The following is a 16,018-nucleotide window of genomic DNA, read 5'->3' on the forward strand; positions in this document are numbered from 1 at the left end:
CTTAACATCTTTTTAACATAATGAAGAAAAAAACATTAGTATTGGGTGCTTCACTTAAGTCTTTCCGGTTTTCAAATTTCGCAATTAACAGATTGGTAAATCATGGTGTGGAAGTGGTAGCTCTTGGTGTGAAGAGTGGGGATGTTTTTGGGGTATGGGTAGATACGGAAGTAAAACCATATAAAGACGTACATACGGTAACATTGTATCTTAACCCCGGAAATCAGAAGGGGTATTATGACTTTATCGTATCGTTAAGCCCTAAACGGGTCATTTTTAATCCAGGAACAGAGAATCCTGAACTTTATACTATATTAAAGGCTAATGGTATTTGTTTTGAAGAGGCCTGTACGTTAGTGTTGCTTGCTTCTAATCAGTATTAGGCCAATAAAAGTAAGTAATCCGTTAAGAGGTAAAAGTTCATAGCCCAATACATAGCCTCCTAATCTTTCAGGAGGAATTTCACCTATAATAGTTATTAGAATAACAGAGCATAATGCAACTATCCATACGTATTTGTCTTTTACTTTGTATTTTGTGAAAATACCAAATGCAAATAGCCCCAATAATGGTCCATAGGTGTAACCTGCAACAGTCAATAGACTGTCAATAACATTGCTGTTGAGCACGTATTTAAAGATAATAATAGCAATGATTAGTAAAATGCTCATGCCGATGTGGGCTTTCTTCCTAATGCTTTTTTGTAGTGCTTTTGGTTTTTTGTCAATATTTAAAAAATCTATACAAAAGGATGTGGTTAATGATGTTAAGGCACTATCCGCACTGCTATAGGCCGCAGCAATTAAACCTAGCATAAATGTAATGGCAAGAGTAATTCCTAAACCACTGTTTAGGGCTATTTCTGGGAATAATAAATCGGTTTTAGGCTTGCCATCCATTAGGGGGATGGCTATATTATGCTTATTTGCAAATATGTAAAGTAAAGCGCCTAAGTACATGAATAACAATGTTACAAAAACCAATACAATACTAAATGAGACCATATTTTTCTGGGCATCTTTTAAAGATTTACAGGTTAGGTTTTTTTGCATCATATCTTGGTCTAAGCCTGTCATGCAAATTGTGACAAACATGCCTCCTATAAATGATTTGACAAAATGACTTCGTTCTAAAAAACTATCCGTAACAAATATATTGCTGTAAGTTTTTAACTCGTTTGAAGCTAAAAATTCACTAAAGCTCCAACCTAAACTTTCATTTATAAAATAGATAGAAAGTATAACCGCCAATATCATGAATAAAGTTTGTAGCGTATCGGTCCAAACAATGGTCTTAATACCGCCTTTGTTAGTGTAAATCCAAATAAGCGAAATTGAAATAACAACGGTAATTTCAAACGGAACATTCCACGCCTTGAATACAAATTGCTGTAACACGATGGCTACTAAAAACAATCTAAAGGCAGCGCCTAAGACTCTAGAGACAAAAAAGAAAAAGGCACCCGTTTTATGGCTAACAACACCAAAGCGCTGTAATAAATATTCGTAAATCGACGTGACATTAAGTTTGTAATAAATAGGTAATAGAATATAAGCAACAACAAGATATCCAAACATGTATCCTAATACCACTTGAAAATAACTAAACTGCGATCCTTGTATCCATCCAGGAACCGATATGAAAGTTACGCCAGAAAGAGAGGCTCCAACCATACCAAACGCTACCAAATACCACGGCGATTGCTTTCCTGCTTTAAAAAAATCGTCATTATTGTCGTTTTTTCCAGTAAAATAAGAGATTGTTAAAAGTACCCCAAAATAGCCAGCGATAAGTAGTAAGATTTGTGTTGCGGTCATAAGTAAAAATAGTAGCTGTTATATATAAGTTTTTCAAATTACAAATATTAAGCTTCAAATTCCAAATCCAATGCCCCGTATTTAAAAGAATGTTTTAAAATTAGTGAATTTGGTGTCTAAATAGTAATTTCGCATCTATGGAATTTTCTTCAAGATTACTGGAACGAGCTGTTAATGAGATGTCACAACTACCAGGTATAGGTAAACGAACGGCATTGCGTTTGGTCTTGCATTTGTTAAGACAGCCAAAAGAACAAACTGTAGCTCTGTCCGAAGCATTGAAGCAGATGCGTCAAGATGTGAAATTTTGTAAATCTTGTCATAATATTAGTGATGCCGATCTTTGTGAAATTTGTGCAAGCCCCAATAGAAATGAATCTGTTGTTTGTGTAGTGGAGGACATCAGGGATGTTATGGCAATAGAGAATACAAGTTCTTTTAAGGGGTTGTACCATGTTTTGGGAGGGAAAATATCACCAATGGACGGTATTGGGCCTCACGATTTAAATATTGAGTCGTTAGTAAAAAAGATTGAACAGGGGAAAATAAAAGAACTTATTTTTGCGTTAAGTTCTACTATGGAAGGAGATACAACTAATTTTTACATATATAAACAAATTCAAGATTATAAAGTTTACACATCTACTATTGCCCGGGGGATTGCAGTGGGCGACGAATTGGAGTATGCCGATGAGGTTACTTTAGGAAGGAGTATAGTAAACAGAATACCTTTTGAAAACTCCTTGAAATCGTAATTTATTTTTAATGTGTAAGACCAAACCTTTTACGGTGGAGGAATTAAGTGGTTTTAAAATGCGACTGATCTTTTAAAAACATTTATTGAATACGTGAAGCTCTCAATTGTTATACTAAATTATAATGTTAGATACTTCTTGGAACTTTGTTTGAAAAGTGTTCAAGAAGCAGTTAAAACCATAGATGCAGAAATTATTGTTGTAGATAATAATTCGGGCGATAATAGCTGCGATATGGTGACACATTTGTTTCCAGACGTCATACTTGTAAAGAATACAGGTAACTATGGGTTTTCTAAAGCAAATAATATAGGCGTTTCAAGAGCCAAAGGTGATTATGTTTGTGTTTTAAATCCAGATACAGTCGTGCCTGAAGATGTTTTTGTGAAACTTTTGGAGTTTTCTGAATCAAAAGAACAGCTTGGAATTGTTGGATGCAAATTAATTGATGGAAGTGGGCATTATTTGCCTGAAAGTAAACGTAATGTGCCATTTGTTGAAAGGGCTTTCAAAAAACTGCTAGGGAGCACTAAGGATTACTATGCCAGTCATCTCAATAAAGATGCTGTTGGGGAAGTAGATGTATTAGTAGGAGCATTTATGTTTATGAAACGGGAACTTTATGTCTCTATGGGAGGATTTGATGAAGATTATTTTATGTATGGCGAAGATATCGACTTGTCATATAAAGTTTTAAGGTATGGATTCCGTAATTATTATTATGGAGGTACTACGGTTATTCACTTTAAAGGAGAAAGTACATTAAGAGATAAATATTACACACAGCGCTTTTATGGGGCTATGCAAATATTTTACGAAAAACATTTTAAAAGAAATTTGCTTTTCGATATGCTTGTTTGGTTGGGAATTAAAATAGCTTGCTTTTTTGGGAGATTACCAAAAGCAAGAAAGGCAAAACAAGTAGATAAATATATATTGATGTCAAATAAAATGGATAATAAATTACAGGCTGTTTTGTCAAAGGAAGTAGTTTTGTCATCATATTTAAAAGGTGTTAATGATGATACAGAGGTGATTTTTGATACAAACGTACTTGGTTATAAAGAAGTTATTAATATGATGGAAAATGGAAATGGAAGTAAATCTGTGACTTACAAAATAATGCCTAAAGAAGCTAATTTTGTTTTGGGTAGTAACAATGCAGCTAGTAAAGGAGAGGTTATATTGTTTTAATAAGGTATTTTGTAAATAATTTAAAAAAAACAATGTTTTTTCGTTAATTTTGCAAACGAAAATTTAAAAACAAGTTTTACGTTATTGATATGGCAAGATTTGAGCTTAAGTTACCAAAAATGGGAGAAAGTGTTGCAGAAGCAACAATAACATCTTGGTTAAAAGATGTTGGTGATACGATAGAACTTGATGAAGCAGTTGTAGAAATAGCTACAGATAAGGTCGACAGTGAGGTGCCTAGTGAAGTAGATGGTGTTTTAGTAGAAAAACGGTTTAGTGTTGATGATGTCGTGCAAGTTGGTCAGGTAATAGCTGTTATAGAGACCGAAGGGGATGTTGATGGTGAAGAGGAAACCAAAGAGGAGGAATCAAAACCTAACGAAGAAGTGGTAGCACAAGTGGAACAAGTCATTACGGTGGCAAAAGAAACAGTTGCTCCAGTAAGTTCAGGAGTTGGGCGTTTTTATTCACCGTTGGTTAAAAATATAGCTAAGCAAGAAGGGGTTTCGCAAGCAGAATTGGATAAACTTACAGGTAGTGGTAAGGATGGGCGTGTCACTAAAAATGACATTTTAGCCTATATAGAAAATAAAGGTGCGGCTAAAGGAGAAGTTTCTGCGCAGAAAGAAACCAAGGAAGTTCAAGCCGTTTCAGACAACAAAGGAGATTTGATACCTCAAAAAAATGCAGTCACTCCAGTTGTGGCAAGTGGAGAGGATGAGGTTGTAGAGATGACCAGGATGGGTAAGATTATAGCGCATCATATGGTAGAGTCTGTACAAACTTCTGCCCATGTACAAAGTTTTATTGAAGCAGATGTTACTAACATTTGGAACTGGAGGAAAAAGGTAAAAGATGGTTTTATGAAACGAGAAGGTGAGAACTTAACCTTTACACCTATCTTTATGGAAGCTATTGCCAAAGCACTTCGGGATTATCCAATGATGAACATTTCTGTTCAGGGCGATACCATTATTAAGAAGAAAAATATCAATTTGGGCATGGCAGCAGCCTTGCCAGATGGTAATTTAATTGTACCTGTTATAAAAAATGCCGACCAACTTAATTTGGTAGGCATGACCAAACAAGTTAATGATTTGGCTAATCGCGCAAGGATCAATCAATTAAAGCCAGATGATATTCAAGGCGGTACTTATACTGTTACTAATGTGGGGACTTTTGGCAGCATAATGGGAACGCCAATCATTAATCAACCACAAGTAGGTATATTGGCATTAGGAGCTATACGAAAAGTGCCTGCCGTTATAGAAACACCAGAAGGCGATTTTATAGGTATTCGTTATAAGATGTTCTTGTCGCATTCCTATGACCACCGTGTTGTTAATGGGGCGCTTGGGGGGCAATTTGTTAAAGCTGTAAAAGATTATCTCGAAGCATGGGATGTGAAAAGAGAGATTTAAGACCATACATGATTGTAAGAAAAGTTAAATCCAGCCTAAAAGGGCTGGATTTTTATTTCCTACACTTTTCAATTTAGTATCTTTACCGCTTTAAACTTTAGTAGATGCAACTTAATTTAAATAAACCAATTTGTTTTTTCGACCTAGAAACAACAGGAGTTAATATATCGCAAGATCGAATTGTGGAAATTTCAATTTTAAAGGTGTTCCCAGATGGAAAAGAAGAAAGCAGAACATGGTTGGTTAATCCAGAAATGCCAATCCCAAAAGAAGTAACTGCAATCCATGGGATTTCCGATGCTGATGTTGCGGATAAGCCAATATTTAAAGAGCTGGCAAAAGAGGTTCATAATATGATTAAAGATTCCGATTTAGGTGGTTTTAATTCGAATAGATTTGATATTCCTTTATTGGCCGAAGAAATGTTACGGGCTGAAATGGATTTTGATATGAAAAGTCGTGTTGCAGTAGATGTGCAAACCATTTTTCATAAAATGGAACAACGTACTTTAAGCGCAGCCTATAAGTTCTATTGTAATAAAGACTTAGATGGAGCACATAGTGCAGAAGCAGATACCAGAGCAACTTACGAAGTATTAAAGGCTCAAGTGGAAAAATATGATGAGATAGAAAACAATACTAAGTTTTTGGCTGAATTTAGTTCTAGGAAGAACTTTGCCGATTTTGCAGGATTCATTGCTTACAACAAAAAAGGAGAAGAGTGCTTTTCTTTTGGTAAGCATAAAGGAAAACTTGTTACTGAGGTACTCGATAAAGAACCTGGTTATTTTGGATGGTTGCTCAATGCCGATTTTCCTTTGTATACAAAAAAGGTACTTACAGCTATCAAGCTAAGGAGTCTTAATAATAAATTAAGTTAGTTTTCTAAGAACAGACGTAGAAGTTGGTTTAAAAACAGATACGTTCCAAAAACCTAAATTTTAATATAAATGAAGCTTATTTGTGTAGGTAGAAACTATACGGAGCATATAAGAGAACTGGAAAATGAAAAACCTACCGATCCCGTAGTGTTTTTAAAACCAGACACGGCTATCTTGCTAAAAAAACAACCATTTTTTATTCCAGATTTTTCAAATAATGTGCATTATGAAGTTGAAGTATTGGTTAAGATTAATCGCGTAGGGAAATACATAAATAGAAAATTTGCACATAAATACTACAGTGAAATAGGATTGGGACTCGATTTTACAGCTAGAGATTTGCAGGGCGAGTTAAAAGAAAAGGGACTGCCTTGGGAAAAATCGAAAGCTTTTGATGGTTCAGCTGTGGTGGGTAAATGGCTTTCCGTAAGTGAGTTTGAAGATGTTAATGCAATTGGATTTTCTTTGAAAAAGAATGAAAAAATTGTACAATCAGGAAATACAAGCCATATGCTTTGGAGAATTGATGAATTAATAGAATATGTGTCAAAATATTTTACTTTAAAGATAGGAGATATTATCTTTACTGGAACTCCGGCTGGAGTTGGTAAAGTTGATGCCAACGATAAATTAAAAGGATTCATAGAAGACAAAGAAATGTTTTCAATAACAGTTAAATAAATGGGAAATTATTACAAATTAGATAGAGTTCGTGAATTAGCTGATAATGATGAGGATTTCATCTTAACCTTGGCAGAAACATTTTTAGAAGAAGTATCGGAAGATGCCGAACGATTAAAAAAAGCAGTGGCAGAAGGCGATTGCCATAATGCCTATCAGGCTGCACACAAAATGAAGCCTACTGTAGATTTGTTTCAATTGGGCATACTTGATGACTTGATAGAAGTACAAGATTGGGGGAAATTTGAAAAAAGAGATTTAGATATTACTCCTAAGTTAGAAATTGTTATGAATGCGGTAGACAATGCTATTGCCGAAATAAAGTCAGACTTTAATTTGTAAAAAAGATGCTAGCCGAAATTATAACGATTGGAGATGAGCTCTTAATTGGGCAAGTTGTAGATACTAATTCGGCATTCATAGCGAAAGCACTTAACAAAATAGGGGTTTCAGTCTTCCAAATTACCTCAGTTCAAGACGATAAAGAGCATATTCTTAATGCACTGGCAGCAGCAGAAACCCATGCCGATATCATACTTATAACAGGAGGGCTGGGGCCAACCAAAGACGATATCACCAAAAAGACCATTGCAGAGTATTTTAACGACACTCTGGTTCGAGATATTTCAGTGCTTGAAAATATTGAATCCATCTGGAAAAACTATACAAGGCAAACACTACTGCAAGTAAACAAAGATCAAGCGTTGGTGCCATCAAAGGCTAAGGTGTTAATGAACAGGTATGGCACGGCTCCAGGTATGTGGCTTGAAAAAGGAGAAAAAGTATTCGTGTCACTTCCGGGAGTGCCCTTCGAAATGAGGGCTTTAATAGAAAATGAAGTCATTCCCAAACTGACAAACAAATTTCACTTTCCGTTTATTCTTCACAAAACCATGTTGGTTTACGGCTTGGGGGAAAGCACCTTGGCAGATAGAATTGCTATATGGGAAGATGCTTTGCCAAAGCACATTAAATTGGCTTATTTACCAAGTTTGGGAAAAATGAGGTTGCGCTTATCCGCAAAAGGTTTTGATGAATCCCAGATAAGAAAAGATGTTCAAGATCAAATAGATAAAGTTATCCCCTTGATTAAAGATGTCTATTTTGGTTTAGAAGATGAGGAAGGCGATTTAGAAGTTATTATAGCTCGACAGCTTACTAGAACAGGAATGAGCTTGGCAATAGCCGAAAGTTGTACTGGAGGTAGTTTGGCTAAATGTTTTACATCGAAGCCTGGAGCGTCTTTATACTTTAAAGGTGGTGTGGTAACCTATGCAACACAGTCTAAAGTAGATCTTTTAGGTGTGCCAGAAGAACTTATTGAAGCCCATTCAGTAGTAAGTGCCCCAGTTGCTGAGTCTATGGCACAAAATGTACTTCGACTGTTTAAATCCGATTTTGCTATCGCTACTACAGGTAATGCCGGTCCAACAAAAGGTGATAGCGATGCAGAAGTAGGAGATGTCTTCATTGCTATAGCGACAAAAAATAAGGTTTATTCAGAGAAATTTAACTTAGGAAACCATCGTACTAAAGTTGTAAATAAGTCGGTGCATAAAGCTTTAGAATTACTATTAAAAGAAATTTTAAAAAATAGATAACAAATTGGTTGTCATAAAATAAAGATTTTGTATATTTGCACCTCGTTTTTAAATAACAAAATATATTTAAAGTTATAGATAATGTCAAGAGTTTGTGAACTTACAGGGAAGAAGGCAATGGTTGGTAACAACGTGTCTCATGCATTAAACAGAACTAAACGCAAATTTAATGCGAATTTAGTAAAGAAACGTTTTTACATTCCAGAAGAAGACAGCTGGATAACTTTAAAAGTTTCTACATCTGCTTTAAAAACTATAAATAAAATAGGTATTTCTGCAGCAATTAAGGAAGCTAAGTCTAAAGGGTTTTTAAAATAATAGCTGTATTTAATAAGTAAAAGAAATGGCAAAGAAAGGCAACAGAATACAAGTAATATTGGAATGTACTGAGCATAAGGAGTCTGGTAAACCGGGAACTTCTAGGTATATTACAACAAAAAATAAGAAAAATACGCCTGATAGAATGGAGTTAAAGAAATTTAACCCAATATTAAAGCGTATGACAGTTCACAAAGAGATTAAATAATATAGATATTTTCGTTTTTATTGAAAATGTCAAATAACGCATAGAGTCATGGCAAAAAAAGCAGTAGCATCATTACAGACAGGGTCAAAGAGATTAACAAAAGCAATAAAAATGGTTAAGTCTCCAAAAACAGGAGCTTACATGTTTGTAGAATCTATTATGAGCCCAGACGAAGTTAACGACTTTTTAAAAAAGTAGTCTGTTAGACCTTTTTTATTACGATATTTAAAAGCAGCTTTCCAAATGGAAGCTGCTTTTGTTTTATATTTGTGCATCGTCTTAAGGGCAAATGGTATAGAGTTTATAAACTCCCTTGGTTGTTTAATGGAAACTTCCAATATTTATTGGGAACAAACTATATAGAGAGTGTTCTAGGAGCATTTGTTAGAAAAACATTTTGATTTGAGACAAGTTATGCAGCATTAAAATCTCGATTATCGAGTAAATAATACATCAACAAATAATTTTAAAAAATGAGTTTTTTTAAAAAAATATTTTCATCAGAGAAAAAAGAAACATTAGATAAAGGTTTGGAGAAATCTAAAACCAGTTTTTTTGGAAAGTTAAGTAAAGTAGTTGCTGGAAAGTCTAAAGTAGACGATGAAGTATTAGATGACCTTGAGGAAGTATTGGTCTCTAGTGATGTTGGTGTTAATACAACCTTAAAAGTAATTGAACGTATTGAAGAACGTGTGTCCAGAGATAAATACTTGGGCACCGATGAACTTAATCAAATCTTAAGGGAAGAGATAGCAGGTTTGTTAAGTGAAACACACTTGGGAGAAGAAACAGAATTTACGATTCCCCAAGATAAAAAGCCCTATGTTATTATGGTAGTTGGTGTTAATGGTGTAGGCAAAACTACGACAATTGGCAAATTGGCCTATCAATTTAAAAAACAAGGACTCAATGTGGTTCTTGGGGCTGCGGATACATTTAGGGCAGCTGCAATAGACCAACTTCAAGTGTGGGCAGATCGTGTAGACGTACCTATTGTAAAACAATCTATGGGAAGCGATCCGGCTTCTGTGGCTTTCGATACTTTGCAAAGTGCCGTAAATCAAAATGCAGACGTTGTTATTATAGATACTGCCGGACGATTGCACAATAAAGTAAATTTGATGAACGAGCTCACCAAAGTAAAGCGTGTAATGCAAAAAGTGGTAGAGGGAACTCCAAACGATGTGTTGTTGGTATTAGACGGTTCTACAGGGCAAAATGCTTTCGAACAGGCCAAACAGTTTACAGCGGCAACAGAAGTAAGCTCCTTGGCCGTAACCAAGTTGGATGGTACAGCTAAAGGAGGTGTGGTTATTGGTATTAGCGATCAGTTTAAAATCCCTGTGAAATATATAGGAGTAGGAGAAGGTATTGAAGACCTTCAGGTGTTCAATAAATATGAATTTGTAGATTCGTTTTTTAAGTAAACGTATCACTTCTCTGTAGATAGGGATTTCAGTATTTAAGTAAATTATATCCGTTGTGAGCTTTGCTATATACCATAATTTTGTTATAAATGCTTCCCATAAAAAGGTGTTCAATGCAATTTCACAACCAAATCATCTCAATAATTGGTGGACACTCAAAAGTTCTGGAGAACCTAAGCTAGATGCTGTCTATAACTTGAATTTTACAGATAAATACAACTGGTATTGTATGGTTTCTAAATTAGAGCCCAATATATCAATGCATTTTAAAATGACAAAGGCCGATGCAGATTGGAATCCAACAACTTTTGGATTTGATTTGGAAATAAGAAACAATCAGACTTTAGTTAGATTTAGTCATATTAATTGGCCCTATCAGAACGACCATTTTAAGCATTCCTCATTCAGTTGGGCATTATTGCTTAAGGGGTTAAAAGATTATATAGAAGGAGGTATTGTTGTACCTTTTGAAAAGCGTAGTTGACCAATTAGAGCTATTGGTAACTAATTATCCATAAGCATTACGTATCTTTGCGCCCTGATTTACAAAAGATATGCGCACAAAATCCCTTAAGAAAAATAAGATAAACGTCGTAACACTAGGTTGTAGTAAGAATGTTTACGATAGTGAGGTGTTAATGGGACAGCTTCAAGCAAGTGGAAAAGAAGTCGTTCACGAAGAGGAAGGTAATATTGTGGTTATTAATACCTGTGGATTTATTAATAATGCCAAAGAGGAAAGTGTTAACACCATATTGGAATTCGTTCAAAAAAAAGAAGAAGGAGCAGTCGATAAGGTGTTTGTTACAGGATGTTTAAGCGAACGTTACAAGCCAGATTTGATAAAAGAAATTCCCAATGTAGACGAGTATTTCGGAACCACTGAACTTCCTGGTTTGCTCAAAGCTCTGGGAGCCGATTACAAGCACGAATTAATAGGAGAGCGTTTAACAACGACGCCAAAGAACTATGCTTATTTAAAAATAGCCGAAGGGTGTGATAGACCTTGTAGTTTTTGTGCTATTCCTTTAATGCGTGGAAAGCATAAAAGTACACCCATTGAAGAAATAGTCCTGGAAGCAGAAAAACTAGCTGCCAAAGGCGTAAAAGAATTGATTCTTATTGCGCAAGATTTAACATATTATGGTCTTGATCTGTATAAGAAGAGAAACCTTGCCGAATTACTGGAGGCTTTAGTAAAAGTTGAAGGCATTGAGTGGATTCGTTTGCACTATGCGTTTCCAACTGGATTTCCAATGGACGTTTTGGAGGTTATGAATCGCGAACCTAAAATTTGTAACTATATCGATATCCCATTGCAACACACCAGCGACCCAATATTAAAAAGTATGCGCAGGGGCACAACAAAGGAAAAGACCACGAAATTGCTCCGGGATTTTAGAAAAGCGGTACCAAACATGACCATTCGTACCACGCTTATTGTTGGATATCCTGGAGAGACTGAAGAAGATTTTCAAACCTTAAAGGATTGGGTACAAGAGATGCGTTTTGAACGTTTGGGGTGTTTTACTTATTCGCATGAAGAAAACACACATGCCTATAATTTAGAAGATGATATACCAGAGGAAGTTAAACAGGAGCGTGCAAATGAGATCATGGAAATACAATCCCAAATTTCATGGGAATTGAACCAAGAAAAAATTGGTCAGGAATTTAAAGTGGTTATCGACAGAAAAGAAGGTAACTATTTTGTGGGGCGTACCGAATTTGATTCGCCAGATGTAGACAATGAGGTTTTAATAGATGCAACCAAAACCTATTTAAAAACAGGTGAATTTACAACTGTTAAAGTTACAGAAGCGGCCGATTTCGATTTATATGCCGAAGTAGTGAACTAATAGGATAGTTTACAATATAGAGTTAAACACACAAAGCTTGGGAAATCCCCAAGCTTTGTGTGTTTAATAGAAGAGAATTCCTCGAGGCTCAGCCTTGGGGATAGTTCGTTTCAAGAAATTCTTTATTTAATAGTTGGCATTTGTAACGCGATCATCCGTCAAGGTTTTAACAAAGGAAACCAAACTGGCAAGTTCTTCGGGTTTTAATTCTAAAGACTCAAAAGGAAGCGTCTGGTGATCTAAATTAAAGCCCAGGCCAGCACCCCCGCCTTTATTGTAAAAGTCCATAACCTCTTCTAATGTATTATAAACACCATTATGCATATACGGTGCTGTTAATGAGGCATTACGAATAGTAGGTGTTTTAAACATGCCATAATGGAGCGGTTCATTGAATTTCCAGTAAAACCCAAGATCTTCATCCAATTCTTCATTGGCTTTTGTTTTTGGGACACCAATAACTTCTTTTTCGGTTTCATTAAAAAATGGAGGGACTGTACCGTTGGTCAATGGGATAAAATGACAGGTAGCGCATAAGGCCTTGCCCATAAAAATGTTATAGCCCGCTATCTCCTCTTCGGTAAAAGTATCTTCTTCACCACGCATGTTTTTGTCAAATTTAGAATCGAATCCATTAAGTGTAGAAATGTAAGATGCAATGGCTTTAACTACTTCGGTGTTTTTGGTTGGAATATGTCCAAATGCATCTTTAAAAAGAGGGGCATAAGTACTGTCCTTTAAAATAGTGTCGGAAAATTGGTGAATATTGGCATTGAACTCATTTGGGTTTGTAAAAACAGAGGAAACCTGGTCTAAGATAGTTTCAGACCGGCCATCCCAGAAGAAACTTTTTTGAAAAGCTGTATTAATAAGGGTAGGCGTGTTGCGTTGTAGTGCATTTCCAGTATTGTCAAAATTACTAATTAAACCATCTGCATATCCCTTGTTGGGTATATGGCATGTTGCGCAAGACATGGAGCCATTATTGGAAAGTTTGGTGTCAAAAAACAGTTTTTCTCCCAATGCAATTTGTTCCTTTGTTGGGTTTTTATTGACAGCTGGCGTAAAATAATTGAGGTTGAACGTATTTTTTTCAAAAAATGTCGGTGCATCAAAATTAAACGGTTCTGTATTTGTTGGCGTCCATAAAGCTACAGACTTCCTTATTTCTACCCAGTTTCTGGTAATAGGGTTCATATAGTCTCTAGTAAATGCAAACCTGTCAAAGCTTTCAAAATTGGTGTTCCCTTCGATGAATTTAACTGCTTTTGTAATGTTTTCCATAAAGGTGCTGTCCAAAGTTAAGTTGTTGTCTTTTATAAGCTTACGTATGCTGAGGTTGTAAACGCTTCTTAAACTTTCAAGGGAAATTTTACTCTCATTAATACCTAGGTGACTAACAGGTGTGTCAAAACCGGATATGCCTAAACTAACGATTCTAAATAACTGCTGATGTGTTGTAATAAAGAAACGTTGCGGGGTGAGTGTTCTTTTTTCTATACCCTTTTTCAGGTTGTTTAATAAGCCTTTTGTAACATAGATTTCATGCTGAAAGTCGGCATGGGTTATTTCTTCTGTATATATGCTTTCTTCTATCTTTTGGAAGCCTATAGGTTTTAATATCTTACCGTTATCTTCTTTATAAATGGGCAGGGCAGGGCCGTTAACCCTATGGCCTACTTCTGGGTTTAAATAAGCGGCATAAGGTTCTGCTTTTTTAAAGGCCTCCCGGGCTTTAATAAAATAAAGTTTTGATTCTTTGCTTTGAAAACCAACAGCTTTTAAGCTGTCTAAATAGGAGATAGATTGTGATATGTGGTCTAAATAATACGATCGCGTCGTTTCCCAATCGGGAACTCGATCCAAATGTTTCTTTTTGCAATTAGTTAAAAAGATTGCAAGTAGAAGAATATTTGTAATTTTTATTGTTGTATACATGTTTAACAGAAATGTTTTATTGATTATCCGTTATTAGTAATAATTTGTGCGCTGTCATTCAGAACGGAGCATGGCGAAGTGAAGAATCTTTTGATTGCGAAAGCGATTCCTCCAAAGCCTGTATTGAGTTTGTCAAAATATCGGAATGGCAAAAAACTGCTTTTTTGCATCATGACACATAACAGACAGTCATTAATGTTTTTAAAACAAAAGAATCTCCATTCGAAAATGGAGACCTTTTATCTTAACTGAAACTATGTTTGGTTTATCTCGGTAAACCTTTTAAAATAACAATTTGAGATGCTTGGTTGTCTTCATAAGAAGAATTAGTATGCCCATCTAAATCTTTAAAATCATCATGTCTCCAGTAATGGGGTTGTAATGCTAGGATAAAAGTGCCTGGTACACCAACCTTATCAGATATATCTACTAATGCTCCAAACTCACCACTTAAACCAGTGCTGTTGTTTTGAGCGAGATCTTGTCTAACAACCAGTTCTAATACTTTACTGGGGTAGTTTCCGTTGATATCAGTTTGGTATATTTGAGCAGCATGGCCTCTGTTAAACGAATTAGGGTCTTCTTGGATATACACAAAGTTTTCGGTTACGCAAATGTTGTCGGGGCTTTGAAGTTCAGGCAAATTCCCGTCCATGTTGTTTGTGTCTGTATTTCCACTAACGATTTGTGTTAATTTACCTGCTAGAGGATTTGTTTCATCCAACTCTAACTTGTAGACAGTCCCCCAGTCGTTGTATGTGCCTCGTCCAGGTCCTCTACCTGTTACGGCAAAAAATACATTTCTACCGTTGGTATCGTTACCTTTTTGGTAATCAACATCTTCAACGCGCATAAATTGCGATGCATATACATCCATACAAGCAGTTTCCATTTCACTTTTGGTAAGGTCTTTACCATTAGCAATCTCAACAAATTCCACATCGTAAGTGTTACCAAAGTCTAAGCTACTTTCGTTATATATTGTGTTGGCAGCAACATCTTGAATACCATTAGCACCATCTGATACTTGCTTAAACCGTAGAACATATATTTTTCCGTTGGTTAAATCGGCATCGCCGTTTTCGGAGTAGTACATGGTTACCTGTCCTTCAGAACCGCTAGAATCGTCGTCTCCACCAATGATAACGGTTTTTCCAGAGTAAGCATCTTTTGGAAGAGGTGTGGCATTTTCCCAAGAAAACTCGCCTAAAGCATCCAGTCCAAAGTCGGCAGTAGGTGTAGGGGTCTCAACCCAAGGATCAATGCCCTTAACGTCGTAATTAATGCTTTCTGAAGCAGATAAAAACAAGTCCTTGTCGCCACCATGAATGTCTTTTTCCCACATCGTGGCCGAACATTGTCTGGCAAAGTCGGCTACCCCTGAGTTTAGCAAGTAATCTCCTGAAATAGGCATTAAGTTTTCATCCAATCGTATTCTGGCTACAGCATAGCTGTCCTCGCAATTTACAACATATATATATTCATCGCCGTCTTTTAAAAAACCAGCACCATCAGCAGAACCGGCTAATTGAAAATTGCCATCAATAACATCGGGAGTGCTTATTATTGAGTAAGCGGTAACATAATTAAACTGTGGAGCAATAGCCACTAGAGGTTCGTATGGAGATTTGTTTGAGAACATGGTGGGTTCTGGAACAAAGTCTTTTCCATCTTCACCGTCTTCACCGTCTTCACCGTCCTTTCCGTCTTTTCCGTCAATACCATTTATGCCGTCTTTCCCATCTTCGGGTTGACAGGCAGTGGTTGTTAATGACAGAACTGAAAAGAATAGTATTTGTAAAATCAGTTTGTTAAAAGTTTTCATATCTAAAGTTTTATTTAAAATTATTTGAATATCCGTAATACATCATAATTCAAAAAATAGGGTTATTTTTGAAAAAACAGTGTCTCTATGAAT

At 35.9% G+C, this 16,018-nt stretch carries 17 protein-coding genes; 14 read left to right on the forward strand and 3 right to left on the reverse strand.

The window, feature by feature from the left end; all coding sequences use genetic code 11:
* Positions 1–20 precede the first annotated feature (20 nt).
* Positions 21–383 (forward strand): CoA-binding protein, encoded by a 363-nt coding sequence (locus ABD792_RS14995; protein WP_345007094.1) that lies wholly within the window; start codon positions 21–23, stop codon positions 381–383.
* On the opposite strand, the gene ABD792_RS15000 is transcribed toward ABD792_RS14995, so the two are convergent.
* Complete coding sequence (locus tag ABD792_RS15000; protein ID WP_345007095.1) at positions 354–1,817, reverse strand: sodium:solute symporter; 1,464 nt, start codon at positions 1,815–1,817, stop codon at positions 354–356. The two genes, ABD792_RS14995 and ABD792_RS15000, sit on opposite strands and share 30 nt — an antisense overlap.
* 137 nt (positions 1,818–1,954) lie before the next feature.
* Between ABD792_RS15000 and recR the strand changes: the two genes are divergently transcribed.
* The 13 genes from recR (at position 1,955) to rimO (ending at position 12,162) form a co-directional block, all read left to right on the forward strand.
* Positions 1,955–2,572 carry a recombination mediator RecR gene (gene recR / locus ABD792_RS15005; protein WP_345007096.1) on the forward strand — a complete coding sequence of 206 codons (618 nt, stop codon included), beginning with the start codon at positions 1,955–1,957 and terminating at the stop codon, positions 2,570–2,572.
* 93 nt (positions 2,573–2,665) lie between these two features.
* Positions 2,666–3,766 (forward strand): glycosyltransferase family 2 protein, encoded by a 1,101-nt coding sequence (locus ABD792_RS15010; RefSeq protein WP_345007097.1) that lies wholly within the window; start codon positions 2,666–2,668, stop codon positions 3,764–3,766.
* Between the two features lie 89 nt (positions 3,767–3,855).
* Positions 3,856–5,187: a dihydrolipoamide acetyltransferase family protein gene (locus tag ABD792_RS15015; RefSeq protein ID WP_345007099.1), complete on the forward strand. Its 1,332-nt coding sequence runs from the start codon at positions 3,856–3,858 to the stop codon at positions 5,185–5,187.
* Between the two features lie 104 nt (positions 5,188–5,291).
* Positions 5,292–6,068 carry an exonuclease domain-containing protein gene (locus ABD792_RS15020; RefSeq protein WP_345007101.1) on the forward strand — a complete coding sequence of 259 codons (777 nt, stop codon included), beginning with the start codon at positions 5,292–5,294 and terminating at the stop codon, positions 6,066–6,068.
* Positions 6,069–6,137: 69 nt separating this feature from the next.
* Positions 6,138–6,749, forward strand: a complete 612-nt coding sequence (locus tag ABD792_RS15025) for a fumarylacetoacetate hydrolase family protein (protein ID WP_345007103.1) — start codon at positions 6,138–6,140, stop codon at positions 6,747–6,749.
* Positions 6,750–7,091 (forward strand): Hpt domain-containing protein, encoded by a 342-nt coding sequence (locus ABD792_RS15030; protein WP_345007104.1) that lies wholly within the window; start codon positions 6,750–6,752, stop codon positions 7,089–7,091.
* Positions 7,092–7,096: 5 nt separating this feature from the next.
* Entirely contained in the window at positions 7,097–8,350 is a 1,254-nt protein-coding gene (locus ABD792_RS15035; protein WP_345007105.1) for a competence/damage-inducible protein A, read from the forward strand.
* 81 nt (positions 8,351–8,431) lie between these two features.
* Complete coding sequence (gene rpmB, locus ABD792_RS15040) at positions 8,432–8,668, forward strand: 50S ribosomal protein L28 (RefSeq protein WP_027136933.1); 237 nt, start codon at positions 8,432–8,434, stop codon at positions 8,666–8,668.
* Positions 8,669–8,693: 25 nt separating this feature from the next.
* Positions 8,694–8,876, forward strand: coding sequence for a 50S ribosomal protein L33 (rpmG, locus tag ABD792_RS15045; RefSeq protein WP_042242510.1), 183 nt, complete (start codon positions 8,694–8,696; stop codon positions 8,874–8,876).
* A 48-nt stretch (positions 8,877–8,924) separates the two neighbouring features.
* Entirely contained in the window at positions 8,925–9,074 is a 150-nt protein-coding gene (locus ABD792_RS15050; RefSeq protein WP_199114623.1) for a DUF4295 domain-containing protein, read from the forward strand.
* 275 nt (positions 9,075–9,349) lie between these two features.
* Positions 9,350–10,303, forward strand: coding sequence for a signal recognition particle-docking protein FtsY (ftsY, locus tag ABD792_RS15055; RefSeq protein ID WP_345007109.1), 954 nt, complete (start codon positions 9,350–9,352; stop codon positions 10,301–10,303).
* A 55-nt stretch (positions 10,304–10,358) separates the two neighbouring features.
* Complete coding sequence (locus tag ABD792_RS15060; RefSeq protein WP_345007110.1) at positions 10,359–10,787, forward strand: SRPBCC family protein; 429 nt, start codon at positions 10,359–10,361, stop codon at positions 10,785–10,787.
* Between the two features lie 70 nt (positions 10,788–10,857).
* Entirely contained in the window at positions 10,858–12,162 is a 1,305-nt protein-coding gene (gene rimO / locus ABD792_RS15065; RefSeq protein ID WP_345007112.1) for a 30S ribosomal protein S12 methylthiotransferase RimO, read from the forward strand.
* 126 nt (positions 12,163–12,288) lie between these two features.
* Here the strand turns inward: rimO and ABD792_RS15070 are convergent, their stop codons facing one another.
* Together ABD792_RS15070 and ABD792_RS15075 are read right to left on the reverse strand one after the other, a co-directional pair.
* Positions 12,289–14,100 (reverse strand): cytochrome-c peroxidase, encoded by a 1,812-nt coding sequence (locus ABD792_RS15070; protein WP_345007113.1) that lies wholly within the window; start codon positions 14,098–14,100, stop codon positions 12,289–12,291.
* A 265-nt stretch (positions 14,101–14,365) separates the two neighbouring features.
* Complete coding sequence (locus tag ABD792_RS15075) at positions 14,366–15,925, reverse strand: PhoX family protein (protein WP_345007115.1); 1,560 nt, start codon at positions 15,923–15,925, stop codon at positions 14,366–14,368.
* Between the last annotated feature and the right edge of the window lie 93 nt (positions 15,926–16,018).

The organism is Snuella lapsa (assembly GCF_039539345.1).
GTDB classification, from domain to species: domain Bacteria; phylum Bacteroidota; class Bacteroidia; order Flavobacteriales; family Flavobacteriaceae; genus Snuella; species Snuella lapsa.

Excerpts from the sequence above, each read along its gene's own strand:
- ABD792_RS15000 (WP_345007095.1), bottom strand. The coding sequence starts at position 1,817 with ATGACCGCAACACAAATCTTACTACTTATCGCTGGCTATTTTGGGGTA.
- ABD792_RS15015 (WP_345007099.1), top strand. The coding sequence starts at position 3,856 with ATGGCAAGATTTGAGCTTAAGTTACCAAAAATGGGAGAAAGTGTTGCA.
- ABD792_RS15025 (WP_345007103.1), top strand. The coding sequence starts at position 6,138 with ATGAAGCTTATTTGTGTAGGTAGAAACTATACGGAGCATATAAGAGAA.
- ABD792_RS15050 (WP_199114623.1), top strand. The coding sequence starts at position 8,925 with ATGGCAAAAAAAGCAGTAGCATCATTACAGACAGGGTCAAAGAGATTA.
- ABD792_RS15035 (WP_345007105.1), top strand. The coding sequence starts at position 7,097 with ATGCTAGCCGAAATTATAACGATTGGAGATGAGCTCTTAATTGGGCAA.
- recR (WP_345007096.1), top strand. The coding sequence starts at position 1,955 with ATGGAATTTTCTTCAAGATTACTGGAACGAGCTGTTAATGAGATGTCA.
- ABD792_RS14995 (WP_345007094.1), top strand. The coding sequence starts at position 21 with ATGAAGAAAAAAACATTAGTATTGGGTGCTTCACTTAAGTCTTTCCGG.
- ABD792_RS15030 (WP_345007104.1), top strand. The coding sequence starts at position 6,750 with ATGGGAAATTATTACAAATTAGATAGAGTTCGTGAATTAGCTGATAAT.
- ftsY (WP_345007109.1), top strand. The coding sequence starts at position 9,350 with ATGAGTTTTTTTAAAAAAATATTTTCATCAGAGAAAAAAGAAACATTA.
- rimO (WP_345007112.1), top strand. The coding sequence starts at position 10,858 with ATGCGCACAAAATCCCTTAAGAAAAATAAGATAAACGTCGTAACACTA.
- ABD792_RS15075 (WP_345007115.1), bottom strand. The coding sequence starts at position 15,925 with ATGAAAACTTTTAACAAACTGATTTTACAAATACTATTCTTTTCAGTT.
- rpmG (WP_042242510.1), top strand. The coding sequence starts at position 8,694 with ATGGCAAAGAAAGGCAACAGAATACAAGTAATATTGGAATGTACTGAG.
- rpmB (WP_027136933.1), top strand. The coding sequence starts at position 8,432 with ATGTCAAGAGTTTGTGAACTTACAGGGAAGAAGGCAATGGTTGGTAAC.
- ABD792_RS15070 (WP_345007113.1), bottom strand. The coding sequence starts at position 14,100 with ATGTATACAACAATAAAAATTACAAATATTCTTCTACTTGCAATCTTT.
- ABD792_RS15020 (WP_345007101.1), top strand. The coding sequence starts at position 5,292 with ATGCAACTTAATTTAAATAAACCAATTTGTTTTTTCGACCTAGAAACA.